This window comes from Tenacibaculum sp. Cn5-46 (assembly GCF_022347705.1).
In the GTDB taxonomy this organism is placed as follows: Bacteria; Bacteroidota; Bacteroidia; order Flavobacteriales; family Flavobacteriaceae; genus Polaribacter; species Polaribacter aiptasiae.
This window is the reverse complement of record NZ_JAKRGD010000006.1, coordinates 100636-126611: the sequence shown is the minus strand read 5'-3', so window position 1 is coordinate 126611 and position 25976 is coordinate 100636. Positions and strand designations below refer to the sequence as shown.

28 protein-coding genes are annotated in these 25976 nt (G+C 31.8%); 11 read left to right on the top strand and 17 right to left on the bottom strand.

Annotation, left to right across the window (positions count from 1 at the left end; all coding sequences use genetic code 11):
• Positions 1-3 precede the first annotated feature (3 nt).
• Positions 4-1455: a threonine synthase gene (thrC, locus tag MHN29_RS13090; RefSeq protein WP_235275010.1), complete on the top strand. Its 1452-nt coding sequence runs from the start codon at positions 4-6 to the stop codon at positions 1453-1455.
• Position 1456: 1 nt separating this feature from the next.
• Positions 1457-2389, top strand: coding sequence for a phosphotransferase (locus MHN29_RS13085; protein ID WP_235275009.1), 933 nt, complete (start codon positions 1457-1459; stop codon positions 2387-2389).
• A 14-nt stretch (positions 2390-2403) separates the two neighbouring features.
• Here the strand turns inward: MHN29_RS13085 and MHN29_RS13080 are convergent, their stop codons facing one another.
• Genes MHN29_RS13080 through MHN29_RS13065 form a run of 4 tightly spaced genes read right to left on the bottom strand, consistent with a single transcriptional unit; the run spans position 2404 to position 5490 of the window.
• Complete coding sequence (locus MHN29_RS13080; protein ID WP_235275008.1) at positions 2404-3207, bottom strand: DNA/RNA non-specific endonuclease; 804 nt, start codon at positions 3205-3207, stop codon at positions 2404-2406.
• Positions 3208-3651, bottom strand: coding sequence for a thioesterase family protein (locus MHN29_RS13075; protein ID WP_150901035.1), 444 nt, complete (start codon positions 3649-3651; stop codon positions 3208-3210).
• Between the two features lie 48 nt (positions 3652-3699).
• Positions 3700-4776, bottom strand: coding sequence for an ABC transporter permease (locus MHN29_RS13070; protein WP_235275007.1), 1077 nt, complete (start codon positions 4774-4776; stop codon positions 3700-3702).
• Between the two features lie 9 nt (positions 4777-4785).
• Positions 4786-5490: a queuosine precursor transporter gene (locus MHN29_RS13065; RefSeq protein WP_235275006.1), complete on the bottom strand. Its 705-nt coding sequence runs from the start codon at positions 5488-5490 to the stop codon at positions 4786-4788.
• A 130-nt stretch (positions 5491-5620) separates the two neighbouring features.
• Between MHN29_RS13065 and fabD the strand changes: the two genes are divergently transcribed.
• Positions 5621-6508, top strand: coding sequence for an ACP S-malonyltransferase (fabD, locus tag MHN29_RS13060; protein ID WP_235275005.1), 888 nt, complete (start codon positions 5621-5623; stop codon positions 6506-6508).
• Positions 6509-6549: 41 nt separating this feature from the next.
• Here fabD and MHN29_RS13055 read toward each other — a convergent pair whose 3' ends face one another.
• The 6 genes from MHN29_RS13055 to MHN29_RS13030 form a co-directional block, all read right to left on the bottom strand.
• Positions 6550-6978, bottom strand: a complete 429-nt coding sequence (locus MHN29_RS13055) for a DoxX family protein (protein WP_235275004.1) — start codon at positions 6976-6978, stop codon at positions 6550-6552.
• A complete protein-coding gene (locus tag MHN29_RS13050; protein WP_235275003.1) occupies positions 6968-7429 on the bottom strand; it encodes a carboxymuconolactone decarboxylase family protein in 462 nt (153 codons plus the stop codon). Before MHN29_RS13050 ends, MHN29_RS13055 begins: the two co-directional genes overlap by 11 nt.
• 62 nt (positions 7430-7491) lie before the next feature.
• Positions 7492-8064, bottom strand: a complete 573-nt coding sequence (locus MHN29_RS13045) for a Crp/Fnr family transcriptional regulator (protein WP_235275002.1) — start codon at positions 8062-8064, stop codon at positions 7492-7494.
• Between the two features lie 14 nt (positions 8065-8078).
• Positions 8079-9086 carry a UDP-glucose 4-epimerase GalE gene (gene galE / locus MHN29_RS13040; RefSeq protein WP_235275001.1) on the bottom strand — a complete coding sequence of 336 codons (1008 nt, stop codon included), beginning with the start codon at positions 9084-9086 and terminating at the stop codon, positions 8079-8081.
• A gap of 6 nt (positions 9087-9092) precedes the next feature.
• Entirely contained in the window at positions 9093-9509 is a 417-nt protein-coding gene (locus MHN29_RS13035; RefSeq protein ID WP_235275000.1) for an MFS transporter, read from the bottom strand.
• A gap of 12 nt (positions 9510-9521) precedes the next feature.
• Positions 9522-10649 (bottom strand): DegT/DnrJ/EryC1/StrS aminotransferase family protein, encoded by a 1128-nt coding sequence (locus MHN29_RS13030; protein WP_235274999.1) that lies wholly within the window; start codon positions 10647-10649, stop codon positions 9522-9524.
• Positions 10650-10722: 73 nt separating this feature from the next.
• Here MHN29_RS13030 and MHN29_RS13025 point away from each other — a divergent pair, with 73 nt between their 5' ends.
• The 3 genes from MHN29_RS13025 (at position 10723) to MHN29_RS13015 (ending at position 14726) form a co-directional block, all read left to right on the top strand.
• Positions 10723-13107, top strand: coding sequence for a penicillin acylase family protein (locus MHN29_RS13025; RefSeq protein ID WP_235274998.1), 2385 nt, complete (start codon positions 10723-10725; stop codon positions 13105-13107).
• A gap of 7 nt (positions 13108-13114) precedes the next feature.
• Entirely contained in the window at positions 13115-13444 is a 330-nt protein-coding gene (locus MHN29_RS13020; protein ID WP_235274997.1) for a hypothetical protein, read from the top strand.
• A gap of 79 nt (positions 13445-13523) precedes the next feature.
• Positions 13524-14726 (top strand): hypothetical protein, encoded by a 1203-nt coding sequence (locus MHN29_RS13015; protein WP_235274996.1) that lies wholly within the window; start codon positions 13524-13526, stop codon positions 14724-14726.
• Positions 14727-14764: 38 nt separating this feature from the next.
• On the opposite strand, the gene MHN29_RS13010 is transcribed toward MHN29_RS13015, so the two are convergent.
• From MHN29_RS13010 to MHN29_RS12980, 7 genes are read right to left on the bottom strand one after another with little or no spacing between them, the layout of a single operon-like run.
• Positions 14765-15307 (bottom strand): DUF1131 family protein, encoded by a 543-nt coding sequence (locus MHN29_RS13010; RefSeq protein ID WP_235274995.1) that lies wholly within the window; start codon positions 15305-15307, stop codon positions 14765-14767.
• Position 15308: 1 nt separating this feature from the next.
• Positions 15309-16043 carry a nitroreductase family protein gene (locus MHN29_RS13005; RefSeq protein ID WP_235274994.1) on the bottom strand — a complete coding sequence of 245 codons (735 nt, stop codon included), beginning with the start codon at positions 16041-16043 and terminating at the stop codon, positions 15309-15311.
• 1 nt (position 16044) lies between these two features.
• Positions 16045-17418: an aldehyde dehydrogenase gene (locus tag MHN29_RS13000; RefSeq protein WP_235274993.1), complete on the bottom strand. Its 1374-nt coding sequence runs from the start codon at positions 17416-17418 to the stop codon at positions 16045-16047.
• Positions 17419-17422: 4 nt separating this feature from the next.
• On the bottom strand, positions 17423-18454 hold the full coding sequence (locus MHN29_RS12995) for an alkane 1-monooxygenase (protein WP_235274992.1): 1032 nt from the start codon (positions 18452-18454) through the stop codon (positions 17423-17425).
• Positions 18455-18480: 26 nt separating this feature from the next.
• Positions 18481-19167 carry an RluA family pseudouridine synthase gene (locus MHN29_RS12990; protein WP_235274991.1) on the bottom strand — a complete coding sequence of 229 codons (687 nt, stop codon included), beginning with the start codon at positions 19165-19167 and terminating at the stop codon, positions 18481-18483.
• A gap of 34 nt (positions 19168-19201) precedes the next feature.
• Positions 19202-19813: a ribosome biogenesis GTP-binding protein YihA/YsxC gene (gene yihA / locus MHN29_RS12985; RefSeq protein WP_150901017.1), complete on the bottom strand. Its 612-nt coding sequence runs from the start codon at positions 19811-19813 to the stop codon at positions 19202-19204.
• A 28-nt stretch (positions 19814-19841) separates the two neighbouring features.
• On the bottom strand, positions 19842-20606 hold the full coding sequence (locus MHN29_RS12980; RefSeq protein ID WP_150901016.1) for an alpha/beta fold hydrolase: 765 nt from the start codon (positions 20604-20606) through the stop codon (positions 19842-19844).
• Between the two features lie 202 nt (positions 20607-20808).
• On the opposite strand from MHN29_RS12980, the gene mraZ reads away from it, so the two are divergent.
• The 5 genes from mraZ to MHN29_RS12955 are packed head-to-tail and all read left to right on the top strand — an operon-like array spanning position 20809 to position 25972.
• Positions 20809-21276 (top strand): division/cell wall cluster transcriptional repressor MraZ, encoded by a 468-nt coding sequence (gene mraZ, locus MHN29_RS12975; protein WP_235275203.1) that lies wholly within the window; start codon positions 20809-20811, stop codon positions 21274-21276.
• Positions 21263-22159, top strand: a complete 897-nt coding sequence (rsmH, locus tag MHN29_RS12970) for a 16S rRNA (cytosine(1402)-N(4))-methyltransferase RsmH (protein WP_235274990.1) — start codon at positions 21263-21265, stop codon at positions 22157-22159. Before mraZ ends, rsmH begins: the two co-directional genes overlap by 14 nt.
• On the top strand, positions 22159-22488 hold the full coding sequence (locus tag MHN29_RS12965) for an FtsL-like putative cell division protein (RefSeq protein ID WP_150901013.1): 330 nt from the start codon (positions 22159-22161) through the stop codon (positions 22486-22488). Before rsmH ends, MHN29_RS12965 begins: the two co-directional genes overlap by 1 nt.
• Positions 22489-22495: 7 nt before the next feature.
• Positions 22496-24508, top strand: a complete 2013-nt coding sequence (locus MHN29_RS12960) for a penicillin-binding protein (RefSeq protein ID WP_235274989.1) — start codon at positions 22496-22498, stop codon at positions 24506-24508.
• Positions 24509-25972, top strand: a complete 1464-nt coding sequence (locus MHN29_RS12955; protein WP_235274988.1) for a UDP-N-acetylmuramoyl-L-alanyl-D-glutamate--2,6-diaminopimelate ligase — start codon at positions 24509-24511, stop codon at positions 25970-25972.
• The last annotated feature ends 4 nt before the right edge of the window (positions 25973-25976 follow it).

The following is a 25976-nucleotide window of genomic DNA, read 5'->3' as shown; positions in this document are numbered from 1 at the left end:
AAGATGTTGAAATTTGTTAGTAACAAAGGAGGAGGAGAACCTGTAGATTTTGAAACAGCAATATTAGATGGTTTTGCAGTGGATGGAGGATTGTATGTGCCAGAAGAATTACCTGAGATTACTTTAGATCAGTTAAAAGAATGGAAAAGTCTAGGCTATGTAGATTTAGCATTTGAAATATTATCCTTGTTTATAGATAGGTCAATAGTATCAGAAGAAGAATTAAAAGGCATACTTAAAACAGCTTATGAGCCTTTTGAAAAAGAAGAAATAATTCCTTTGTATCCATTGAAAACTAGAAAAGATACCTTTATAATGGAATTGTTTTATGGGCCTACAATTTCATTTAAAGATGTAGGTTTAGCATTCTTAGTAAACTTGGTTAATTTTTTCTTAGAAAGAAGAAAAGAACATCTTTCAGTAATTGTAGCCACTACGGGTGATACAGGGCCGGCTACAGCGTATTTTGCAGCAGGAAAATCAAATATAGACGCTTGGGTATTGTATCCAAAAGGATTAATAACAGAAGAGCAAGAGCGTCAAATGACAACTTTACAACATGCAAATATACATCCAGTAGGAGTGGCAAATTGCCCCGATGGAGGAGATGATTTAGATGCAGTTATTAGCAAGTTTTATGCAAATAAAGCCTTTAAAGAAAAATTGAATTTATCGAGTGTGAATTCAATTAACTGGGGGCGAGTAATGATGCAAACGGTGCATTATTTTTATGGCTATTTACAAGTGGTAGATGAAGTAGGAGAAAAAGTAAATATGTCGGTGCCTTCTGGAGGGTTTGGAAATTTATGTGCAGGAAGTTTAGCAAGAAAAATGGGACTTCCAATTAAATACTTAGTTGCAGCAAATAACAAAAATGCTTGTTTAGATCGTATTTTTTCAAAAGGAGAATTTACAAAAGAAGCAATCCATGAAACAGCTTCATCGGCAATAGATATTTTAATTCCGTTTAACTTTTGGAGGTACTTATATTTTAGCATTGATAAGGATGCTGAAAAAATAAAAAGTTGGATGGATTCTTTTAAAGAAACAGGCAACTTAAAGTTTGATGATGAAACTTTTGAAACTTATAAAAAAGGATTTTTATCAAATAGTGCAACCGATGTAGAAACGCTTACTTTAATAAATGAAATTTATACAAGTGAAAACTATTTATTAGATCCTCATGGAGCGGTTTCTTTACAAGCAACAGATGAGTTAAAACAGCAATTAGGAAAGGAGAAATTAATTTGTTTAGCTACGGCACACCCAGCTAAGTTCCCAGAAACAATAAAGAAAGCCTTAATTACAAAAGAGATACCTACGCAAGCAACTCATAAGAGTATAGAAGTAGCTAAAAAGCGTTGTGAAAAGGTACATTTATGTGACTACGAGCATTTAGAAGAAGCGTTGATGCATGCAATGGAAATAAATTGGGATTTAACAAAAGGAGCGTAATATGGCACAGTATACAGTTTTAAAGGATAAAGATTTACAAGCCATTTTAAATTATTATGGAATTAATGAAGTAGAATCGTATAATGTGTTAAGTGGTGGTTCAGAGAATACTAATTATTTGATAAAAACAGCTGTTAATAATTATGTGCTAACAATTTGCGAACAAAAATCATTGGAACAAGCAACAGAGCTAGCTAATTTATTGGTGCATTTGAATAAAAATAATTTTTCAACATCAAAAATAATTAAAACGGTAAGTAACAGCTTTGTGCCAGTTTGGAATAATAAACCAATTATACTTAAAGCATATTTAGAAGGAGATATTGTTGAAGATTTGTCAGAAGATATTTTAATTTATCTAGGAAAAGAATTGGCAACATTACACCAAGTAGAAGCTCCAGAATATTTATCAGAAACCGTTAGTTATGGAATCGAACGATTTGATGAAGTTAAAATATATGCGCCAGAATCTACCTTTTATAAATGGTTAAAAGAAATTCAAGAGTATATAGAAAGTTATATCAATACCGATTTGCCAAAAGCACTGATTCATAGTGATATCTTTTTTAATAACATTATTATAAGTAAGGATAGAAAAAAAGCTACTATTATGGATTTTGAAGAAGCTAGTTATTACTATAGAGTGTTTGATATTGGTATGATGATTATTGGTACCTGTGCAGAAGGTGAAGAATTGAATTCAAAAAAAATAAAGAGTTTATTGAAAGGGTATGAAAGTAAAATAAAACTGTTAGACCAAGAGAAAAAAGCATTGAAAGCTTTTACAGTTTATGGAGCAGCAGCAACAGCTTTTTGGAGACATCAGAATTTTAATTATGTGAATATAATTCCCGAAAAGAAAAACCATTATATGGCGATGAAAAATTTGGCAGATTTTACTAGAAGTTTGCCAGATAGCTATTTTGTATCATAAAAATAAGGCTTGGATTATCTAAAACTCCAAGCCTTATAATTACTATTTGCTTCTAATTTTGTTTCTATATCATCGGGTAACTCAGGGAAAAAATCAATATTAGTTTTTCGCTCAATTTCATCAATAGAAACAACAAAATTATATAAAGGTAATTTACTTTCTTGATGAGGTAATAAAAAAGCAATGGCTTTAATTTCTGGTTGAGTGTAGTCTAATATTATTTTATAAAATTCATTAGGAACACTCACTTTGTCTTTACCTATGGTTTTTAAATTAGGTTTTAAAACACCACCAGTAACCACATATAAATGCTCATACTTCTTAGCCCAATAACGAGTTTTTTGTTCTAATTTATTCCAAATTCCAGCATTAAAATCATGTTTTTGAGGACTTATATTAGAAGTATAAAAAGTTTCATCATGTGCTTCTTTAGAATAGCGCTTATCTGCAGCAGGACAAAGATGGCCTTTGTCATATCCAGAGTTTTTATAACTTCTCCAACTAGCCGATTTTGTTCTTACTTTAGGGTCATCAATAAAAAATGGACGCTTAAAGTTATTATAAACAATATCTTTTTTGTCTAAAGAATAAGCAACCCATTCTGCTTGTTCATGTTGCTCGTTGTATGATAATTGATAACTATTATGCTTAATAATAGCTCCCGTTGTTGAAGTTGGTAGAAAATTAAAACTTGTGTTACTCGATTTTGTAGTCTCTTTTGTTGAGGTATGAGTAGGAGTTTCTTTTTGTTTTAACCAATAAGCAATGATAAAAACAGCTATAGAAACAATAAGTTTTATTTTTCTTGAAGTACTCATCTAACTTTTTAATACAATTTCTTTAAAATCTTCAGTTTTTTCAACTTCATTAAAAATAGTTTGAAACTTAACTGGTGGTTCAGTTAATTTTCTTTTTACTAAGTCTAACCAAGCACCATAAACAGTAATAATAGCAGAAAGTTTACCTTCTTCATTAAAAACTTCATGTTGAATTTTCCAACGCTCACCTTTACTAGATAAACCAATAACTTTTAAGTTAACAGTAATATCAGTACCCATATGTATTTCACGTAAAAACTTGGTGTTTTCTTCAAATAAAATAGGACCAGTATTTTCCTTTGAAAAATCTTGAATGGTAATATTATGCTCTTTAAAAAAACGTAATCTTACTTCCGCAGCATAATCATTATATGCGGTATGACGCATGTGTATGTTGGCATCAAAATCTGCCCATCGTGTTTTAAATTGTACACTAAAACTCATTTGTAATTTTTTTTGAAAAACGAAAGTACAAAATTAAAGTATCAGCTGTTAAGATTTAACATCTAAAGCATCACGGAGTGTATTACCAATAAGCATAAAAGCCATTACCAAACTCATAATTGCTAATCCAGGAATTATAGCTAGAAAAGGTTTGCCAAGAATAATGTAGTTATAATGATTTTTAATCATAGCACCCCAAGAAGGAGTTGGAGGTTGCGCACCGATACCTAAAAAACTTAAACCGCTTTCAATTAAAATAGCAGCAGCAAAATTAGCTGCAGATATAACAATAATAGGAGCTAAAATATTAGGCAAAATATGTTTAAAAATAATTCTAAAATCAGAAAAACCTAAAGCCTTAGCTGCTTCAACATATTGTTGTTGTTTAGTGGTAATTACTTGTCCACGAACCACACGAGCTACTTCCACCCACATAGTTAAACCTACTGCGATAAACACTTGCCAAAAACCTTTTCCTAAGGCTAATGTGATTGCAATTACCAATAAAAGAGTAGGAATAGACCAAGTAATATTGATAACCCACATAATAAAATCATCAATTTTCCCACCAAAATATCCAGCAATAGCACCAATTGGAATTCCAATTAAAAGAGAAATAAAAACAGCTATAAATCCAATAAAGAAAGAAATCCTAGCGCCTATTAATAATCTGCTTAACAAATCACGACCATATTTATCGGTACCAAACCAAAATGTTTTTTGTTCAATATATTCTTCAGGAGTATTGTTAAATAAAGAAAGAGGATATGTTTTCGTTAAGTTATCAGAGTATTTTACAACTTCTAGAAGGTTGTTTTGTACAGAGTAAGATTTGATAGGGATTTCAGTGTTTGAGTTTTGTTTCCCGTTCATAAAGATGGTAAACCAAGATTGACTGTTCTCTTTTTCAGAAGGAATACTTAACATTTGAACAGAAAACCCAGGAGGTTTTGAATGAATTTCTAAATGCATCTGATTGGCAGAATTACTATTGTCTGGTGCTAAAACATAGCAAAAAACCGCAGTAAAACCGCAAAGAATAATAAACCAAAAACTAAACATTCCTGTTTTACTTTGCTTAAATTTTTGGATAGCAATTTGCCAAAGAGAATTAGAATTCTTCATGAGCCGAAATTAGATATTGGTAATTTCTTCACCAACTTTTAAGTTGAATTTTTTTCGAAAAGCATAAACTAAGATATAAAGTACCGGAGTATCTATAGCAGCAATCATAATTTTAAAAATAACACCACTAATCAAAAGACCTCCAAATTTATCCCAAGCAATGATTTCAAAAGAGCATAATAGTAAAAGTACAGTAAGAGTATCTATAAACTGAGATGCAAACGTAGAAAAGTTATTACGTAGCCATAAATGTTTTCCTTTGGTAAAGTTTTTCCAAAAATGATAAATTCTAATATCAATAAATTGGGCAAATAAGTAGGCAAGCATTGAAGCTAAAACAGCTAAAGGAGTTGCTCCAAAAACTAAATCAAATGTACTGTTATCTACTGGAGACCATTCCGTAGCAGGAGCATATTTACCTAAATATATAATTCCTAATGAAAACAAAGAAGCAAAAATACCAGCAATTACTACTTGGTTTGCCTTTTTTTTACCGTAGATTTCAGATAATACATCGGTAATTAAAAAAGTAATAGGGTATGGAAGCAATCCAACAGATATTTCAAAAAGTTTTACTCCAAAAATTTCCATATCAAATGGGTACCAGTAAAAAAACTTTTGAAAAATAAGATTAGAGGTTACTAACGAAGCAATAAATAAAGCGGCTAAAATAAGATATATTAGCTGAGCTTGGTTTTTCTGTTGTGCAGTCATAGAACGAAGTTACTAATTAATAATGATTTTAAAAATGTGTATGTTTGCAGCATAAAACAAACAACAACCTAATTAGGTGAAATTGATATAGTAATTACACCATTCAATTAACAAAAACAGAAAATAAAAGATGAAAGCATATATTTTTCCAGGTCAAGGAGCACAGTTTACTGGGATGGGATTAGATTTATATGAAAAATCTCCACTAGCTCAAGAGCTATTTGAAAAAGCAAATGAAATACTAGGATTTAGTATTACAGATATAATGTTTGAAGGAACTGCAGAAGAGTTAAAGCAAACTAAAGTAACACAACCAGCGATATTTTTACATTCAGTAATTTTAGCAAAAGTATTAGGTGATGATTTTAAACCTGAAATGGTAGCAGGACACTCTTTAGGAGAATTATCTGCTTTAGTAGCTAACGGAGTGTTGTCATTTGAAGATGGATTAACATTAGTTTCTAAAAGAGCTATGGCAATGCAAAAAGCATGTGAGATACAACCATCAACTATGGCAGCTGTTTTAGGGTTAGAAGACAAAGTAGTAGAGGATGCTTGTGCTGAAATTGACGGAGTAGTTGTTGCTGCAAATTACAATTGCCCAGGTCAGTTAGTAATTTCTGGAGAAGTTGAAGCTGTAGAAAAAGCTTGTGAGATTTTAACAGAAAAAGGAGCAAGAAGAGCATTAGTATTACCAGTAGGAGGAGCATTCCATTCACCAATGATGGAGCCTGCACGTGAGGAATTAGCAGCTGCAATTCAAGAAACTACTTTTAATGAGCCAACTTGCCCTGTATATCAAAATGTACCAGCAAAAGCAGTTACTAGTCCAGAAGAGATTAAAGAAAATTTAATAGCACAATTAACAGCGCCAGTAAAATGGACACAATGTATACAAGCTATGATTGCTGATGGAGGTACTGAATTTGTTGAGGTTGGTCCAGGTAAAGTTTTACAAGGATTAATGAGAAAAATAGATAGAAGTGTTTCAGCTAGTGGAGCTAGTTTTGAAGCTTAAAATAATTTAAAAGCCGCTTATAAAGCGGCTTTTTTTATGCGTTATTTTTTATTGGGAATAAGAGTGTCAATTTCTAAATAAGACTCATTAAAATTACTCAAGGCAAAGGCAGCAGCTGAAATACCAAAAACAGAATAATCTAAAGGAGGTTTTATGCCTAAAGAAAAAGTCATACTTAAACCAAAAATTAAAAGTAACAATCCACTAAGTTTAGCTGTTAATTGAGTTTTATAACCTAATAATAAGCAAATAGCGAAAACAATTTCTAAAATTGTAGCTATAATAGCTATGCTAGGAATTATAATTTTTGGAAACCAAGGGGTTATTAAATGAGTAAAATCAACAAAAGAATTCCAGTTTCCCCAAGTAGAAACTTCTTTAGAGTAAAGCCCAAAACGATCAGCAACAGCCGATAAAAAACCAAATGCTATTGATAGCCGTAAAAATAGCTTCAGATATTTATTTTTCATTTTGACTTACTTTGTAGTTCCCAGGAGTAAATTTAAACGACTTCATTAAGCGAGTCCAGCTATTAATTTGAGCGATAGCTAATGTTAAGTAAGCTATTTCTTCTTTCGTAAAATGTTTAGTTAAGTTTTGAAAGAGTTCTTCAGGTATAGGGTCGTAGCTTGTGTGTGTTATAGCATCTGTAAAAGCGAGTATTGATTGCTCTTTTTTAGAAAAATAAGGTGTACTGTTCCAAATACTAACGGCATGTAATCTAACATCGGTTTCTCCAATATGTTTTAATTCTTTAGAATGCATGTCTACACAATAAGAACAACCGTTTAAAATAGCTGCTCTGTAGCGGATTAATTCTAGAAGTTGTAAATCGATGGGAGCATTGTTTACATATTTTTCAACAGACATTAATACGTCAAACATTCCTTTAGGTACTTCGTTGTAAGAGATTCGTTCCATAATTTTATTTTTAAGTGTATTACAAAATTAGGAGTCGAAAAATCGAATCTACTTAAGATATCTTAAGAAATACTTTTTCTTATTTCACTTAAATATTCTGGAGTCATATCTAAATAGGAAGCAATCATGTACATGGGAACTCTTTGCAAGAAATCAGGAATACTTTCAAGTAGAGTAATAAATCGTTCTTTGCTACTTAGGTTTAAGTAATATTCATTTTTACGTTGTATAGCAATCAATGTATTTTCTGCAATTTTTCTAAAAAGACGTTCTAATTTTGGAATTTGAACAAAGGCTTTTTCTAAGTTTTCTTTACTTATTGAGAGGATAATTGATTTTTCTAAAGCATCAATTATAAAAGTAGAAGGAGTTTCTCTTACGTAGCTTTCTAAATTGGTAATCCACCAATTTTCAATAGCAAATTGTATTGTTTTATCATTGCCTTTTTCATTAATATAATGGGCTCTCAGTAAGCCTTCGATAATAAAATAATGATGTTTACAAACTTGATTAACATTTAATAGAACTTCTTTTTTACTATAAGTATTGACTTCTAAATAAGTAAAAAAAAGATCTACTTCTTTATCAGAAAATGAAGCATACCTATTCATATATTTTTTAAGTTGATGCTTCATTTTCTATATAAAATTTATTGATTTTCTTGCCACTTCCAAGCAGAAAGTAAAGCTTCTTCAAGTGTTTTTTCTGTTTTCCAGTTTAATTCTTCGTTAGCAAATGTAGTATCAGCGTAAATAGCTTTGATATCACCAGGTCTTCTATCTACTATTTTGTAGTTTAATTTTTTGTTGGTGGCTTTTTCAAAAGCATTAATTATTTGCATAACAGAGCTTCCTGTACCAGTTCCTATATTAAATAGTTCAAAGTTTTTCTTATTCTTCTTATTTAATAAGCGTTGCAAAGCGATAATATGGGCTTTAGCTAAATCTACAACATGAATATAATCTCTAATAGCAGTTCCGTCCTCAGTAGGATAATCGTTCCCAAAAACAGATAGCTGTTCACGAATACCAGCAACAGTTTGTGTTATAAAAGGTATTAAGTTTTGAGGTACACCATTAGGAAGTTCCCCAATTTTAGCACTTGAATGGGCACCTATAGGGTTAAAATATCTAAGTGTAATAGCATTCATACCATAGGCATTACAACTTTCTTCTAAAATTTCTTCTCCAATTTGCTTAGTATTAGCATAAGTAGAAGCAGCTTTGTTAGAAGGAGTACTTTCTGTAATAGGAAGTTTTTCAGGAGTACCATAAGCCATGCATGACGAACTAAAAATAAAATTATCAATATTTCGATCACGCATTTCTTGTAATAAATAAACTAAGCTCCCAATATTATTTTCATAATATTCTAAAGGTTTATTTACACTTTCACCAACAGCTTTAAAAGCAGCAAAATGAATAACACCATCGATAGTATTATGGTTAAAAAAATTTTGGACATCGGCTTTTATACGTAAATCCAATTGATGGAAATCTGGTTTTGTACCAGTAATAGAAGTAATATTATCTAAAACTTCAATTTTAGAATTAGATAAATCGTCAATAATCACTACATCAAAACCTTCATTTTGTAATTCAACTACAGTGTGCGAACCTATAAAACCTAAGCCTCCTGTAACTAATATTTTTTTCATAATAAGTTATTTTTCATAATTAGGATTTTTAATCTTTAAAAGATTAAATATTTTATCTTCTTTAGGGGCTAGAAGCAATAAATAAAATAAAAGAATTACTCCAAACAAGAGGAAGTCTGGTTTTAAAAATAAAATTAAAAAACAAGCAGCTTCTAGTATGATCCATTTAACAACGGAAGCACTTTGAAATATTGCAAACTTTTCATCATCAGAAGTGTCTTCTTTTATTTTATTGAGAATGTTTCTGAAAATAAAATTACTTGAAACATAAGCAAGTGCTGGAATAAATGAATAAATTAATGAAGAATCATCTATTTCAAGATTTAAGATGTTTTTAAAATCTCCAATTAAAAAATACGCAAGTGTTACTCCAGCTACTAAAGCTAAATGTATAATTTTAAGTGTTTTTATTTTCTGATTCATAGCGAGCATGTATTACCCTACAAATTCATTTACAGTTTTAGTAATAAATGATAATTGTTCTTCACTTAATTCAGTGTGCATTGGTAGGGAAATTACCTCGTCTATTAACTGATTTGTAATTGTAAAATCATCTTCTTTATAACGATCATCCTGATATGCTTTTTGAGCATGTAACGGAACTGGGTAATAAATCGCATTTGGAATATTATTCTCTAACAAATGTTGATGTAATTCATCTCGTTTCCCGTTTGTAATTCTTAAAGTATATTGATGAAAAACATGAGTTGAGAAAACACTAATTGCAGGAGTAATAATATTGGCATTAGTAGCAAATGCTTCAGTATAATACATTGCAGCTTCTCTACGAGCGTCGCAATAAGAATCTAGTAAAGGTAGTTTTGCTTTTAAAACAGCGGCTTGAACAGAATCTAAACGAGAATTTACTCCTACTACATCATGGTAATAACGTTTGTACATTCCATGATTTACCATTCCTCTTAAGGTGTGCGCTAATTCATCATCATTAGTAAAAATTGCTCCACCGTCACCGTAGCAACCTAAATTTTTAGAAGGGAAGAAAGAAGTAGTTCCTACATTCCCCATAGTTCCTGCTTTTTTCTTAGTTCCGTCAGAGAAAGTGTAATCAGCACCAATAGCTTGTGCGTTATCTTCAATAACAAATAAGTTATGTTCTTTAGCAATAGCTAAAACAGCTTCCATGTTAGCACATTGACCAAATAAATGTACAGGTACAATTGCTTTAGTTTTAGGAGTGATAGCTTTTTTTAAAGCTTCGATATCCATGTTGAAAGTATCTGGTTCTACATCAACTAAAACTGGAGTTAATTTTAATAAACCAATAACTTCTACAGTAGCAGCAAAGGTAAAATCAGCTGTAATAACTTCATCACCTTGCTCTAAACCTAATCCCATCATGGCAATTTGCAAAGCATCAGTACCATTTGCACATGGAATTACATGTTTTACTTCTAGGTATTTTTCTAAATCAGCTTGAAATTCTTTAACGTAAGGACCGTTAATATATGCTGATGAATTTAAAACTTCTTGAATAGATGTATCAACAACATCTTTTATTTTTTGATATTGACTTTGTAAGTCAACCATTTGTATTTTTTTCATCTGAAAAATGAATTTTTAGAACATCAAAAATACGAATTAAATTTCTGTTATCTTTGAAGAAAATCAGTCATAAATGAAGTTATTAAAAAGAGGTCTAAAAATTGTAGTTATTCTAGTTGTTTTATTAATCGTAGGAGTGTGGTTATTTACCAAAACATTACATCCAAAGTATAGTGGAGAGCTTGAATTAGCGGATATTTCAGATAATGTTACTGTGTATTATGATGAAGTTGGTGTTCCACATATTAATGCAGGAAATCAGAAAGACGCTTATACAGCTCTTGGTTATGTGCATGCTCAAGATAGGTTATGGCAAATGGAATTGATAAGAAGAATTGCAGCAGGAAGATTAGCAGAGCTTTTTGGTAAAGATTTAGTAAGAGTAGATAAATTTTTTTCAGGTTTAGGAATTGAGGAGGCTGCGAATAAAACAATTCAAAATTTAGATAAGAACTCTGAAGCCTACAAAATGACTGAAGCTTATTTAAATGGAATCAATCAATTTATAGAAGAAGGAACTACTCCGCTAGAATATTATTTAGTTGGAGTAAATAAAGAAAAATATACCATAAAAGATGTATACAATGTATTTGGTTATATGGCTTTTAGTTTTGCAATTGCACATAAAACTGATCCTCTGTTAACCGAAGTAAAAGAAAAGCTGGGAGACGCTTATATTAATGAGTTGATGAATTCATATCAAGAAAACTTAACAATTAATAAATCAAATAATAAAGAAAAGATTAGAGCAGAATTATCAGTTGCTGTTCAAGAAATTATGGAAAAACTACCTGTTTCTCCTTTTATAGGAAGTAATTCATGGGTAATAGCTCCACAGAAAACAAAGAATGGAAAAGTAATTTTTGCAAATGATCCTCATATTGCGTTTTCGCAGCCATCAGTATGGTATCAGAGTCACTTAAAAACTCCTGACTATGAAATTTATGGATTCAATTTAGCTTTAATGCCATTTCCTTTGTTAGGTCATAATAAAGAATATGCTTACGGATTAACCATGTTAGCAAATGACGATTTGAATTTTTATGTTGAAGAAAATAATCCAGAAAATGCTAATGAATATAAAACATCTGAAGGATATCAAAAATATAAATTAGTAGACAAAACAATTAAGGTAAAAGGAGGAGCAGACACAACTTATCAGGTAAAAGTAAGTAAACATGGTCCTGTTATGAATGGCTTAATAGAACATGTTAAAGATGATAAACCAGTGGCGATGAATTGGATTTATACACAACTGCCTAATCAAGTGTTGGAGGCATCTTATTTAATGTCTCATGCAAAATCAATAGAAGGTTTTAAGAAAGGAGCATCTTATATTCATGCACCAGGACTAAATGTAATGTATGGAGATGCAAAAGGAAACGTGGGTTGGTTTGCTTCTGCGAAATTATATCAGTTGAGAGATAGTTTATCGTCAAGAATGTATTTAAATGGAGCTTCAGGTAAAGATGAAATTCAAGAATATTTAGATTTTAAAGAGAATCCACAAGCAGTGAATCCGACTTGGAATTATGTGTATTCGGCAAATAATCAACCAGATTCGGTAAGAGGTAAATTGTACCCAGGATATTATCAGCCAGAAGATAGAGCTAAAAGAATAGTAGAATTGTTAGAGGCTAAAAACGATTTTACTAAACAGGATGTTACTGAAATGATTTATGATGTAACTTCACCAGCTGTTGCTGATATTTCTAAGAATTTATTAGAAGGAGTAGAGAAAGAAACACTGTCTCCATCAGCAAAAAAAGCTTATTCAGTTTTAAAAAAGTGGAAAGGTGATTATCCTAAAGAAAGTTTAGGGGCTACAATTTACAATAGATTCTTGTATGCGTTTTTAAAAGAAACTTATAAAGATGAACTGGGAAGTAGTTTTCAGTTATTTATAGATACTCAATTGCAAGATCAGGTATTGGCTCAGCAATCTAAAAGAAAAGAGTCTGTGTGGTGGGATAATATATTAACCAAAGATAAAGTTGAAACTCGAGAAGAAATCATTACGAAAGCTTTTACAGAAGCAGTTGAGTTTTTACAAAATCAATTGGGAGAGAATGTAGATAACTGGATGTGGAAAAGAGTAATTAGTGTAGAGTATGAGCATGCAATAGGAAAAGCAGGCGGGGCTTTGCGTAAATTTTTTAATGTAGGTCCGTTTGAAACTATTGGAGGTAATGAGGTGATTAATAATCAGATTTTTAAATTGGATAGTACAGGGTATTATAAAATTACAGCAGGACCATCAACTCGTAGAGTAATTGATTTTTCTGATGTTGAAAATAGCATAGCTATAGTGCCAACAGGTCAATCAGGAAATGTATTTAGTCCATATTATAAAGATCAGGCTCAAAAGTATGTAAACGGAGAGTTTGTAAAAATGAAAATAAATCAAAAAGAGATTGAAAAGAGTGAAAACAAATTAGTGTTTGTTCTTAAGAAATAGAATAAGTATGATTTTTGATTATATAGATTTTGATGGAAGAGAAAGGAAGATTCATTTACCTATAGTGGAAGATAAATTTAATGTGAATTATAAGACATGGAAAGAAGATGATTATTTGTCAGGTAGTGAGTTAGAGTTAGGAGAAATGTTTACAGAGTTGGTTTTTAAATGCTGGTCAAAAGTTAAAAAAGAGTCAGGCTCAAAAATGTTCGGAATGTTATCTTATGCAACTGGAGGAGGAGGTTGTTTTAATTTAGATAGTAAGGAAATGTCAACTGAATCGAAGGGATATATCAAAGATTATTATGAAAAAAAAGGAATGATGCTTTTAAAATAATTGTTTACTTATTTAGCTATAAACTGAATTACTTTCCATTTTTTTATAGTTTTGTAGTTCAAAAATTTTAAAAAAAGTTATGAAAAAAATTGCTACAACGTTTGCTTTGTTATGCTCGTTCATGTTTTTTGCACAAAATTACAATCCAATAATTAATTATAGTTTTAATGGAACACCAGCAAATGGTATAAAAATCAAAACTAATATTCCGTTTAAAAATGGTCAGGGTATGCCTACCGTTATTATAGAAGGATATCAGTATGGAGGAAGAGCTCCTATAGGACTAATTTTGAATTGGTACGTATATGGGGATGATTTTTATTATCCTGTAGCTTCATCATTTGGAGCATATACGCCAGAAATAAAATTGTCAAAAGAAAATGATAAAGTTGTTATTTTTATTAATGATAAGCAATATTACAATCGTTTTACAATAAGAGGGTATGCAGTAGGTCAATCGGAAACAGCTGAAATGTTTTCAAATTGGTCAATTTCAGATGAGCTATTAACTGGAAGTGTAGTGAAGTCATTCGTTTACAAGAGTAAATTTGCAGGTGCGGTTGAATTAGATGGTAAATTAAGTATTGGAAATAATAACTCTAAAGCTCTCATGGATGTATCTACTTTTGTGCCTAATGGAACGTTGGGAAGTGTTTTTGGGAGGTTAGCTGAAGGGAATACGGTTGGAGATGGTACTTATCTTGGGGTTAAGGGACATAAAACTCAAGGTCCAGATGTTGATAATATTAAAAGCTTTTCATTAGTTCATAATTTTTATGGGAAAACAAATAACTCAATTAATTTTTATCGAGGAAGAGGTATTAATGGAGGTTTTATAGCATTTAATACTTCAAATGATATAGAGAGAATGAGGATAACACCAGAAGGAAATGTAGCAATAGGAACAAATGATGCGAAAGGTTATAAATTAGCAGTTGCTGGGGGTAAAGGAATTATTGCAGAAGAAATAAAAGTAAAATTACATGTAAATTGGCCTGATTATGTTTTTACTAAAGATTATGAGTTGCCGAGTTTAAATGATTTAGAGAAATACATAATTGAAAAAGGACATTTACCTAATGTGCCTTCAGCTAAAAAAGTAAAAGAAGATGAAGGAGTGGAATTAGGTGTTATGAATGCTAAACTTCTTGAGAAAATAGAAGAACTAACATTATATACTATTCAGCAAGGAAAGGATATAAAAAAGAGAGAATTGGAAAATCAAAAATTAAAATTAGCTTTAAAAAAAATAGAAAAAAGGCTAACTAGATTAGAAGAATAAAATAAAAAAGCTACTTGAAAAGTAGCTTTTTTATTTTGCTAATGTTCTCTAATTATAAACTGTACTACTTTCCATTTTTTTACCTCTTCATAAATAAAATCTTGTTTATCTGGACCATTGTAAGTTCCAGATATTTCGTATTGTAAATTTGAGTTAGGTTCAGATAAAGTAGTGTGGAAATGAAAATCTGTTTTATGGGAAATGTTGGGTCGTAATTTCTTTACTTCTTCATAAGTCATTCCAACTTTTACTCCATACATGTCTTCTAAATTGGTTTGAGCATTAATTTCATTAATAATACAAGTTTTTTGCTCATTCATAATAAAATTAAGAGTAGTGTTATCTTTTAAAACTTCAAAATAACGATAATCAGGTCCGTCTTGTTGGCCAACTTTAGAGGTAATAGTATAAGAAGGAAAAGCAGCTTGTAGACTGTCTATTGTAATACATTCTAGTAGATTAATATTGTTAACACCATTATCGGTAATAGAAAAATCAGTAGTTTTTTTAGAAGTCTTCTTTTGTTTACAACTTATTGTAGTTGATATAATAAGTACAAGAAATAGTAGTAGCTTTTTCATATTATATTTCTTTATAAATTTCGTTAAAAGGAATTCTAAAACGTTCGCCATAAACACCTTCAGGTTTTCGAATACCACATGAAACAATCATATTGATTTCTGCGCTACTTGGTATGTTTAATAATTTTTTAACTCTCCAAGTGTCTGAGCCTTCCATAGGGCAGGTATCGTAATTTTCAGCTGCCATAGAAAGCATAAAGGTTTGCGCTGCTAACCCACAAGTTTTATGAGCAACAATGCGCATGTCGCTATTGCGGACTTCTCGATAAATTGGTCGAAACAATCCAGTAATTAAAATCATTAAATATTTAAAAAAACCTAAAATCCCCATAAAGTCAGCGTAAGCAAAAGGTATAATTTTACCATAATAGTTACGAGCTACTTTTTCTCTACTGCTTTGTTCAGATTTTGGATTGTTTTTGCCAAAAGTTTTATTCATAAAAGATAAGTTTGCTTTGGCTCGTTTTCGCCATAAATCCTTACGGACTACAAAAACAACTAATTGCTGTGCGGTTCTTGCAGCATTCTGATTAAAGCATAAAGGAGCAATTTTAGCAATTGTTTCTTTAGAGGTAATATGATAAAATTCCCACAATTGCATGTTGCTACTGGTAGGAGCTAAGCTAGCTTGTTGTAAGCATTTTTTTACGATAGCACTGTCGATAGCTTTTTCAGAGTCATAAACTCTTACGGAGCGTCTATAATTAATAGCTTCAGATACTGTTTTTTCTGTCATTTTACCCAAACTTCATTAATGATTTTAGTTGTTTTAACTTTCCTTTGTAAGGAGCATATCTAGTAGGTATATCTAACCAGTTTCCTCTTGTAACAACTCCTTTATTGTGAGAAAAAGTGTCAAAAGTTTGTTTTCCATGATATCCTCCAATTCCACTTTCACCTACACCTCCAAAAGGTAACCTATGATTTGCAAAATGAACAGTAGTATCATTTATGGTACCGCCTCCAAAAGAATAAGTTGCTATTATTTTTTTTGCAAAACGAGTACGAGTTGTAAACACGTATAAGGCTAAAGGTTTGTCGTAATTAGCTAATGTTTTGGTTATGTCTTCTTCGTTTTCATAAGAGATTAAAGGAAAAATAGGTCCGAAAATTTCACCTTTCATCACTTCACTATCAAAGCTCGGCTCATCAATAATGGTTGGAGCTATATATCTATCTTCTCTGTCGGTTTGTCCACCAATAATAAAATTTTCATTATCAAGCATTAGAGCTAAACGGTCAAAGTTTCTGGTGTTTACAATTCTTGGGTAGTCCTCAGATTTTTGAGGGTTTTGGCCATAAGCTTTTATCAACTCTTCTTTGAAGTGAGTAGTAAATTTATCTTTAACCGATTTGTGAATTAGTAAATAATCTGGGGCAATACAAGTTTGTCCGCCATTTATAAATTTACCCCAAACCAATCGTTTAGCTGCTAACTTTATATTAGCGGTTTCGTCAACAATACATGGGCTTTTTCCTCCAAGTTCTAAAGTAACAGGAGTAATGTGTTCAGCAGCAGCTTTTGCTACTATTCTTCCCACAGGTACGCTTCCTGTAAAGAAAATATAGTCCCATCGTTGCGCTAACAATTCTTGAGCAACATCCACACCACCTTCAATTACAGCTACATGATTTTTGTCAAAAACAGCTTCTACTATTTCTTTGGTAATTTTACTTACATGAGGAGTGAGTTCTGAAGGTTTTAAAACTACGGTGTTTCCAGCAGCGATAGCACCCAATAAAGGAGCAAAAGCTAGTTGATATGGGTAGTTCCAAGGTGCAATAATTAAAACAGTTCCATAAGGTTCTTTGTAAATTTTTGCTGATGATGGAAAATTCAATAAAGAAGGTAAAACTCTTTTAGGTTTGCTCCAAGAATGAATATTTTTAATAGCCATTTTTAATTCAGCTAGTACTATAGAGGTTTCGGTCATTACTGCTTCGTATTCAGATTTTTTAAAATCATCATGAAGAGCTTTTATTATGTCGTCTTCTCTTTTAATAATTTCTTTTTGAAGCCTTTTTAAAGCATCTTTTCTAAAAGAGATATCCTTAGTGTATTGTTGAGAAAAATATTTTTTTTGTGACTGAACTAGGTCTTTAATATTCATAAAGTTAAATTTCTTGTAGTTTTTTGTTCATTAATTTAAACCATAAAGGAGGAAAGAGTGCTACTAGCATCATGCCAGGGTATCCTGTGGGCATTTGAGGGCTTTCGGGCAATGATTTTAATATTTGATAATGCTTGCTTCCGTTATAATGATGGTCTGAATGACGAGATAAATTAAATAACATAATCTTTCCAATTACATGGTCAGAATTCCATGAGTGTGTTCTTTTTACACGTTCATATCTACCCTTTTCATTTTTCTTTCTTAGTAAGCCATAATGTTCAATATAGTTGACTGTTTCTAATAATAAAATACCAAAAACAGCAGCAGCAAAAAAACTTAAAAGAACATTAAGATTGAAAAAAAAGAAAATGCTAAAGATTAAAATGATGTTGCAAAATGTATAAACAAGCATTCTGTTTTGATGATGAAACCAATTTCTATTTAAGTTTTTCATTCGTTTGTTTTCTGCTTCCCAAGCTTGATAATAACTTTGGAAATGTGAGCGAATCCAAAAAGAATATAAAATTTCATTTTTTCTTGCGGTAGCAGCATCTTTAGGGGTGGCAACATTTAAATGATGCCCTGCATTATGATAAGGTAAAAAATGAGTGTTTAATGAAGTTAATAACAAAATCTCACCTAAAAATTCATCAAATCTATTATTTCTGTGACCTAATTCATGCCCAACATTTAAACCAATAACTCCACACATAAGACCCATGGCAGAAATTTTACCAATGTATTCTAGTGTAGTTAATTCTGGTTCTTGAATTATATAAAAGAACCAAGCTAAAAAGATTAATTGTATAGGAATGGTTAAATATAAAATATAGGTATATAATTTATTTTCTTTCTCAGCTTTTTCTTGTTCTTTTTCGAAGTTTTCTTTGTCTGGTTTAAATAGAAGTTCTAATAATGGCACAAAACCAAAAAAGGTAATCAAAGGTAATATGGTTAACCAACCGTTATTTGTAAAAGAAATGTATACGGTGATAGGGAGTATTAAAATTGATAAAAACTTAAGGGCTTTCATGGTTGAAATTTCCCTAAAGATACAAATTACATACAAGCATCCCAAATAGGATCTGATGGAGTTGGGGCAATTATTTTAATTAATTCTTTGCTTACGGGGTGAGTGAATTTAATTTTTCTTGCGTGTAGATGAATGCTTCCGTCTTTATTGCTTCTTTTGGCTCCGTATTTTAAATCTCCTTTTATAGTAGAGCCAATGTTAGATAATTGTACTCGAATTTGATGGTGGCGACCAGTCTCCAAATCAATTTCCAGTAAAGAATAATTGTCTAGTTTTTTTAAAACTTGATAATGTAAAACAGCTTTTTTGCTTCCGTCAATTTCTTTAGAGTAAGCGGTAGATTTGTTGTTCTTGGGGTTTTTCTTTAAGAAATTAATTAAAGTGTCTGTTGGTTTTTTAGGTTGATTTTTAACAACAGCCCAATACGTTTTCTGTATTGTTTTCTCTCTAAGCATTTTGTTTAAACGTTCTAATGCTTTTGATGTTCTAGCATATATAACAATACCAGAAGTAGGTCTGTCGAGTCTATGAACAGTACCTAAAAAAACAGCTCCAGGTTTATTGTATTTTATTTTAATGTATTCTTTAACAACATCTGATAAGGGTTTGTCTCCAGTTTTATCTCCTTGAACAATATCTCCAGCACGTTTGTTTACTATAATAATGTGATTATCCTCGTGTAAAACTTGCAGATTATTTTTGGTAGAATACATTTTCAGAAATTATAAGCAATAAATAAAAAATGGTTTATTTAAAGTTTTCGGCTACATCCTGATTAACTCCATCAATAAAATTAAGGAATTCATCTCTACCAAATCCAGTTGAAGAAGAGGTAACAAAAGACATAGGTAGTTCTTCCCAAAATTGAAGTAATTTCTTTTTGTAGGCAGTTATCTGTTTGTTTAATTTAGAGCTTCCTAATTTATCTGCTTTGGTGAAAACAATGCAGAAAGGAATACGGTTTTTTCCTAAAAACTCCATGAACTCTAAATCTATTTTTTGAGGATCGTGTCGACTGTCAACTAAAACAAAAGTGCAAACTAATTGCTCTCTTTCTTTGAAGTAATTTTCAATAAAATATTGAAAAATAGTTCTTTTCTTTTTAGAAACTTGAGCATATCCATAACCAGGTAAATCCACTAAAAACCATTCATTGTTAATTTTAAAATGATTTATAAGTTGTGTTTTTCCTGGTTTTCCAGAAGTTTTTGCTAAATCTTTTCGCTCCATTAACATGTTAATTAACGAAGATTTACCAACGTTAGATCTACCGATAAAAGCATATTCCGGTATTCTGTCTTTTGGAGCCTTAGTAACATTACTGTTACTCATTACAAATTCAGCAGATTTTATTTTCATAAATATAGATTTAGCTTGTTAAAAGCTATTATATATTTTGATTAGAAAGCCAAGCTTCTAATATTTTATTAAATTCATCAGGAGTCTCCATCATAGCGGCATGTCCACACTTATCAATCCAAAATAAATCTGAATTTGGTAAAAGTCTGTGGAAGTCTTCAGCAACTTCAGGAGGAGTAACAGAGTCCTGTTTACCCCAAATTAAACAAGTAGGCTGTTCCATGTTAGGTAAGTCTTTAGCCATATTGTGCCTCACAGCACTTTTAGCAATAGCTAATGTTCTAACAAGAGTATTTCGATCGTTGATAACTTCGTAAACTTGATCAAATAAATCATCAGTAGCTATAGCTGGATCGTAAAAAACTTCTTCTATTTTTCTGCGAACAAATTCCTTGTCGCCTCTTCTAGGATAGTTACTTCCCATAGAGTTTTCATATAAACCAGAACTACCAGTTAGAACTAATGACTTAATATCAGAACTATAGTGTTTTGTGTAGTATAAAGCAATATGTCCACCTAAAGAATTTCCTAAAAGTGTTACATCTTTAAGGTTTTTGTATTCTATAAAATCATGTAAAAATTTAGCAAGATTTTTTACATTGGTTTTGAGTAGAGGTAAAGTGTATAAAGGTAATTCAGGGATGAATATTTTATATCCTTTTTGAGAAAGGTAGTTAAACGTTGAATCAAAATTACTCAACGCTCCCATTAAACCGTGTAGTATAATGATAGGGTTTCCTTCTCCCGCTTCCGCGTATGTAAATTTACCTTCTTTCTTTAAAAATTCAGTCATTGTATCTAAGATTTGACTCAACCGCAAATGTAGTTCTTTTTTGGGATATTCTCATTTTTATTATTTCAGTATCAATTATAAAACTAAATGCTCTAATAATCAGTTTTTTAACAAAAAAGGTAAAACTTATCAACAAAGTGGTAAAAAGTGGTAAAAAGTGGTAATTATTTTTTATTTTTGGTGCAAACTATTGTTTCTGGGTGTGATAAATCTAATTGGGACATATGAGTGTAAGGTAGATGCTAAGGGAAGGTTGATGGTTTCATCAGCTTTTAAAAAGCAGTTGTCTTCTGTGTTGCAAGAGGGGTTTGTGGTTAAAAGGTCTGTTTTTCAGTCTTGTTTAGAATTGTATCCAATGCAGGAATGGAACATGGTGATGCAAAAGATTAATAAATTAAATCGTTTTGTAAAGAAGAATAATGATTTTATTAGAAGGTTTACTGCTGGTGTGAAGGTTGTAGAAATGGATGCTTCTGGTAGAGTTTTAATTCCAAAAGATTTATGTCAATTTGCGGGAATAGAGAAGCAGGTGGTGCTTTCGTCTGCGGTTAATATTATTGAGATTTGGGATAAAGATAAGTACGAAAAAGTTATTGATGAAGCTGTTGTTGATTTTGCTGATTTAGCAGAAGAGGTGATGGGAAATATAGATGTAGATGAATTATCATAATCCGGTTTTGTTGAAAGAAAGTGTTGATGCGCTTGGTGTAAAAGAAGATGGAGTGTATGTTGATGTGACGTTTGGAGGTGGAGGTCATTCTAGAGAGATATTGAGTAGGTTAGGTGAGAGCGGGAGGTTGTTTGCATTTGATCAGGATCCGGATGCGCAACGAAATAAAATAGATGATGAGCGTTTTGTTTTAATTGGAGAGAATTTTCGTTTTATTTCTAGGTTTTTGCGTTTTTATGGTGTGAGAAAAGTAGATGGTGTTTTGGCGGATTTAGGTGTTTCGTCTCATCAGTTTGATGAAGCAGAAAGAGGGTTTTCTACACGATTTGATGCAGATTTAGATATGAGGATGGATCAGAAGTCTGAATTGTCTGCGAAAAAAATTATTAATAAATACGAGGAGGATAAATTAGCGGATGTGCTTTTCTTGTATGGAGAGTTGAGGAATGCTAGGGTGTTGGCTAAAACAATTGTAGAGGCTAGAGAAGAAGAGAGGATAGAGACTAGCTTTCAGTTGAGAGAGGTGTTGCGAGCTTTTTTGCCAAAAGCAAAGGAGCATAAGATTTTGGCTCAGATATTTCAAGCGGTTAGGATTGAAGTAAATCAGGAGTTGGATGTGTTGAAGGAGTTTTTGGAGCAGATTCCAGGTTTGCTAAATGAAGAAGGTAGGTTGAGTGTTATTTCATATCATTCTTTAGAGGATAGATTGGTGAAGCGTTTTATAAGGACGGGGTTGTTTAGTGGAGAGCCAGAGAAAGATTTTTATGGAAATATTAATGTGCCGCTGAAAAAAGTGGGTAAAATGATAGTGCCTACTCAAGAAGAGATTAAAGAAAATAATAGAGCGAGAAGTGCTAAATTAAGGATAGCAACATTAAAATAATGTCGAAAGTTAAAGAAGGTATTTATGGAGTGCTGAAGGGGCGGTTCTTAACGGATGAGAGTTCCTTTGATAATTGGCGAATATTAATATTTGTAGTGATTCTATTATTAATAATGATATCTAGTTCGCATAGTATAGATGCTAAGGTGGTTCGAATAGCAGAATTGAATAAGCAAAAAAGAGAGTTGCGAGCGGAAGATATAGATACGAATACAAGGTTGATGCGGATGAAGTTAGAAAGTAGTATTCGTGATAAAGTAAAAGTAAATGGGTTGTCTCCAGCGAAGACACCTCCTCAAAAAATAAAAGTAACAACTAAAGTAGAATAGGATAAAAATGGTAGTAAAGAAAGGTATATTAAATAAGCTCTATGTGGTTGCGATTTTAATGACGCTTTTTTTTATTGTTATCCTGTTTAGAATCTTTAATCTTCAATATGTTGATGGTGCTAAGTATAAGAAGTTAGCGCTAGAAAAGACAGTAAAAAACGATACGATTTTTGCAAACAGGGGTAATGTGTATGCAGCGGATGGAAATCTTTTGGCAACTTCAATGTCGAGATATACTATTCGAATGGATGTTGTTACGGTAGATTCAGAGGTGTTTGAAAAAAATATTCGAGCTCTTGCAGAATCGTTGTCAGGATTGTTGGGGAAATCGGCGGATTATTATCAGGAAAGGCTGCGAGAAGCTAAGAATAGAAAAAATCGCTATTTGTTAATTGCAAGAGATGTTGGGTATAATGATTATACGAAAATGAAAAGTTTCCCAATTTTTAAGTTGGGGGTTTATAGAGGTGGTTTTATAGCTGAGCAAAAAACTGTTCGTGTTCATCCTATAGGTAAGATTGCGGAAAGAACAATAGGTTACGATAATCATAGAGGAGGTGCTGGTATTGAAGGAGCTTTTGCAGATTATATGCAGGGTGAAAATGGTTGGCGTTTAAAAAAGAAAATCGCAAAAGGACAATGGAAGCCAGTAAATGATGTAAATGAAAAAGAGCCAGTAGATGGAAGTGATGTAATTACCACAATAGATGTAAATATTCAAGATATAACACATCATGCATTGCTTAAGCAATTAGAATATTTTGAGGCAGATCATGGATGTGCTGTGGTTATGGAGGTTGAAACAGGTGAGATAAAAGCAATTTCTAACTTAGGAAGAACATCGAAGGGTAGATATTACGAAAAAAGAAACTATGCGGTGTGGGAGAGTCATGAACCAGGTTCAACATTTAAGTTGGCAAGTTTAATGGCGGTTCTTGAAGATAAGTTAGCGGATACATCTAATGTTGTGGATTGTGAAAAAGGAAAGATTTTTATAAATAATAGAAAGGTAGAGGATAGTAAAAGAGGAGGTTTTGGAAGAGTTTCTTTAGCGCGTGTATTTGAAGTGTCATCAAATGTTGGGATTGTAAAAACAATTCAAAAGCATTATGATAGAAATCCTAAGAAATTTATCAAGAAAATTAAATCGTTTGGGTTAGATCAAATGACGGGAGTTAAAATCTTAGGAGAAGGAAAACCATATATTCCAAATCCGTCAGAAAAAAGATGGAGTCCAATATCATTAGAGTGGATGGCTTGGGGTTATGGAGTGTCTTTAACACCTTTGCAAACACTGGCTTTTTATAATGCGGTAGCAAATGATGGTAAAATGGTGAAACCGTTTTTTGTGAAAGAATTAAGAGTTGGAGGGAAAGTAGAGGAAAGATTTGAAACTGAGGTTGTAAAGGAGAGGATAGCGTCGAAAACAACTTTGAATAAGGTTAGAAAAGTGATGGAGAATGTGGTGAAAAAAGGAACTGCAAAAAATGTGTATTCTTCTAATTTTTCAATGGCAGGAAAAACAGGGACGGCAAAAAAATGGATTCCTAAGCATAAAGATAAAAACGGTAAAACGGTATATGGGCATTATTCAAATAAGAAATATGTAGCGTCTTTTGCAGGTTTTTTCCCAGCAAAGAATCCTAAGTATTCATGTATAGTGGTTGTGCATAGTCCAAAAAAGGAAAAAGGATATTATGGGGCTACAGTGGCTGCTCCAGTTTTTAAGGAGATTGCTCAAAAAATATATACAACAACACCGGTTAATAATCAAAGAGTGTCTGATCAAATGTCAAACTTGAATCTTGATAAGGAATATCAGGTGTATTATCAGAAGTTAAGAAAATATAAAACAATCATGCCTAAGGTTGTAGGTATGAGTGGTATGGATGCTATAGCTTTACTTGAAAATATGGGGCTTAAAGTTAAGTTCTCTGGAATGGGTAAAGTAAAAGAGCAGTCGATACAAAAAGGAATAAAAGTGTCAAAAGGAAGAACAGTTTATTTAAAACTATCGTAGTTGAAGAGATTAAAAGACATATTATATAAAGTATCTGTAAATGCAGTGTATGGAAATACAGATGTAATGGTGAAGGATATTCAATTTGATAGTAGGCAAATTGAAAAAAATGATGTTTTTGTTGCTCAAAAAGGAGTGATGGTGGATGGACATCAGTTTATAGATAAAGCATTAGAATTGGGAGCAAACATAATTATTTGTGAAAAGCTTCCAGCTAATATGATGGAAGATGTTACCTATATAGAAGTAGTAGACTCTAGCGTTGCTTTGGCAGTAATGTCAGCTAATTTTTATGGTAATCCGAGTGGTGATTTGAAGTTGGTGGGGGTTACGGGTACTAACGGTAAAACAACCATTGCTACATTATTGTATAAGCTGTTTAAAAAAGCGGGTTATAAAGTAGGTTTACTTTCAACTGTGAAAGTAATGGTTGATGAAGTTGAGTATGAGGCAACACATACAACTCCAAATTCATTAATGATTAACAAATACCTGTCATTAATGGTTAAAGTAGGGGTTGAGTACTGTTTTATGGAGGTTAGCTCGCATGGAGTGCATCAAAAGAGAACAGAAGGATTGAGTTTTGTAGGAGGTGTTTTTACAAATCTATCTCACGACCATTTAGATTATCATGAGACTTTTGCAAAATATAGAGATGTGAAAAAGTCGTTTTTTGACTCATTGCCAAAATCAGCATTCGCTTTGGTGAATATTGATGATAAAAACGGTCAAATAATGCTTCAGAATACAAAAGCAAGTAAGAAATCATATGCTTTAAAAACATTAGGAGATTATAAAGTTAAGGTTTTAGAAAAGCGCTTTTCAGGAACATTGTTGTCAATAAATGGAGTTGAAATCTGGACAAGGTTAATAGGTGAATTTAATGCATATAATCTAGCAGCGATTTTTGGTGTGGCAGATTTATTAGGTTTTGAAAAACTTGAAACTTTAAGAATAGTAAGTGAGTTGGAGAGTGTAAGAGGGCGTTTTGAGTATACGGTATCTGAAGATAAAGTAACAGCTATAGTTGATTATGCGCATACACCGGATGCATTGAAGAATGTATTGCAAACGATAAATGATATTCGAACAGGAAACGAAAAAGTATTCACAGTAGTAGGTTGCGGAGGGGATAGAGATAAAACCAAGCGTCCGAAAATGGCACTTATAGCTTCACAATTAAGTGATCAAGCAATTTTTACATCAGATAATCCTAGAACAGAAGATGCACAGGTAATTATAGACGAGATGGAAGAGGGAGTGTCGGCAGAAAACTATAAAAAAACATTGTCAATTTTAGATAGAAGACAAGCTATAAAAACAGCATGTAAGTTAGCAGAAGCTGGAGATATAATATTGATTGCAGGAAAAGGGCATGAAAATTATCAAGAAATAAATGGAGTTAAACACCATTTTGATGATTTAGAAGAAGTGACTAATTGTTTTAATCAACTAAAAAACTAAAGTA

Coding starts and splice junctions, on each gene's coding strand:
- rsmH (WP_235274990.1), top strand. CDS start 21,263: ATGAATTATCATAATCCGGTTTTGTTGAAAGAAAGTGTTGATGCGCTT.
- fabD (WP_235275005.1), top strand. CDS start 5,621: ATGAAAGCATATATTTTTCCAGGTCAAGGAGCACAGTTTACTGGGATG.
- MHN29_RS13080 (WP_235275008.1), bottom strand. CDS start 3,207: ATGAGTACTTCAAGAAAAATAAAACTTATTGTTTCTATAGCTGTTTTT.
- thrC (WP_235275010.1), top strand. CDS start 4: ATGTTGAAATTTGTTAGTAACAAAGGAGGAGGAGAACCTGTAGATTTT.
- MHN29_RS12995 (WP_235274992.1), bottom strand. CDS start 18,454: ATGAAAGCCCTTAAGTTTTTATCAATTTTAATACTCCCTATCACCGTA.
- MHN29_RS13025 (WP_235274998.1), top strand. CDS start 10,723: ATGAAGTTATTAAAAAGAGGTCTAAAAATTGTAGTTATTCTAGTTGTT.
- MHN29_RS13015 (WP_235274996.1), top strand. CDS start 13,524: ATGAAAAAAATTGCTACAACGTTTGCTTTGTTATGCTCGTTCATGTTT.
- MHN29_RS13045 (WP_235275002.1), bottom strand. CDS start 8,064: ATGAAGCATCAACTTAAAAAATATATGAATAGGTATGCTTCATTTTCT.
- yihA (WP_150901017.1), bottom strand. CDS start 19,813: ATGAAAATAAAATCTGCTGAATTTGTAATGAGTAACAGTAATGTTACT.
- MHN29_RS13050 (WP_235275003.1), bottom strand. CDS start 7,429: ATGGAACGAATCTCTTACAACGAAGTACCTAAAGGAATGTTTGACGTA.
- MHN29_RS13010 (WP_235274995.1), bottom strand. CDS start 15,307: ATGAAAAAGCTACTACTATTTCTTGTACTTATTATATCAACTACAATA.
- galE (WP_235275001.1), bottom strand. CDS start 9,086: ATGAAAAAAATATTAGTTACAGGAGGCTTAGGTTTTATAGGTTCGCAC.
- MHN29_RS13065 (WP_235275006.1), bottom strand. CDS start 5,490: ATGACTGCACAACAGAAAAACCAAGCTCAGCTAATATATCTTATTTTA.
- MHN29_RS13030 (WP_235274999.1), bottom strand. CDS start 10,649: ATGAAAAAAATACAAATGGTTGACTTACAAAGTCAATATCAAAAAATA.
- MHN29_RS13085 (WP_235275009.1), top strand. CDS start 1,457: ATGGCACAGTATACAGTTTTAAAGGATAAAGATTTACAAGCCATTTTA.
- MHN29_RS13000 (WP_235274993.1), bottom strand. CDS start 17,418: ATGAATATTAAAGACCTAGTTCAGTCACAAAAAAAATATTTTTCTCAA.
- MHN29_RS12990 (WP_235274991.1), bottom strand. CDS start 19,167: ATGTATTCTACCAAAAATAATCTGCAAGTTTTACACGAGGATAATCAC.
- MHN29_RS13055 (WP_235275004.1), bottom strand. CDS start 6,978: ATGAAAAATAAATATCTGAAGCTATTTTTACGGCTATCAATAGCATTT.
- MHN29_RS13035 (WP_235275000.1), bottom strand. CDS start 9,509: ATGAATCAGAAAATAAAAACACTTAAAATTATACATTTAGCTTTAGTA.
- MHN29_RS13005 (WP_235274994.1), bottom strand. CDS start 16,043: ATGACAGAAAAAACAGTATCTGAAGCTATTAATTATAGACGCTCCGTA.
- MHN29_RS12980 (WP_150901016.1), bottom strand. CDS start 20,606: ATGACTGAATTTTTAAAGAAAGAAGGTAAATTTACATACGCGGAAGCG.
- MHN29_RS13070 (WP_235275007.1), bottom strand. CDS start 4,776: ATGAAGAATTCTAATTCTCTTTGGCAAATTGCTATCCAAAAATTTAAG.
- MHN29_RS12965 (WP_150901013.1), top strand. CDS start 22,159: ATGTCGAAAGTTAAAGAAGGTATTTATGGAGTGCTGAAGGGGCGGTTC.
- MHN29_RS13075 (WP_150901035.1), bottom strand. CDS start 3,651: ATGAGTTTTAGTGTACAATTTAAAACACGATGGGCAGATTTTGATGCC.
- MHN29_RS12960 (WP_235274989.1), top strand. CDS start 22,496: ATGGTAGTAAAGAAAGGTATATTAAATAAGCTCTATGTGGTTGCGATT.
- MHN29_RS13020 (WP_235274997.1), top strand. CDS start 13,115: ATGATTTTTGATTATATAGATTTTGATGGAAGAGAAAGGAAGATTCAT.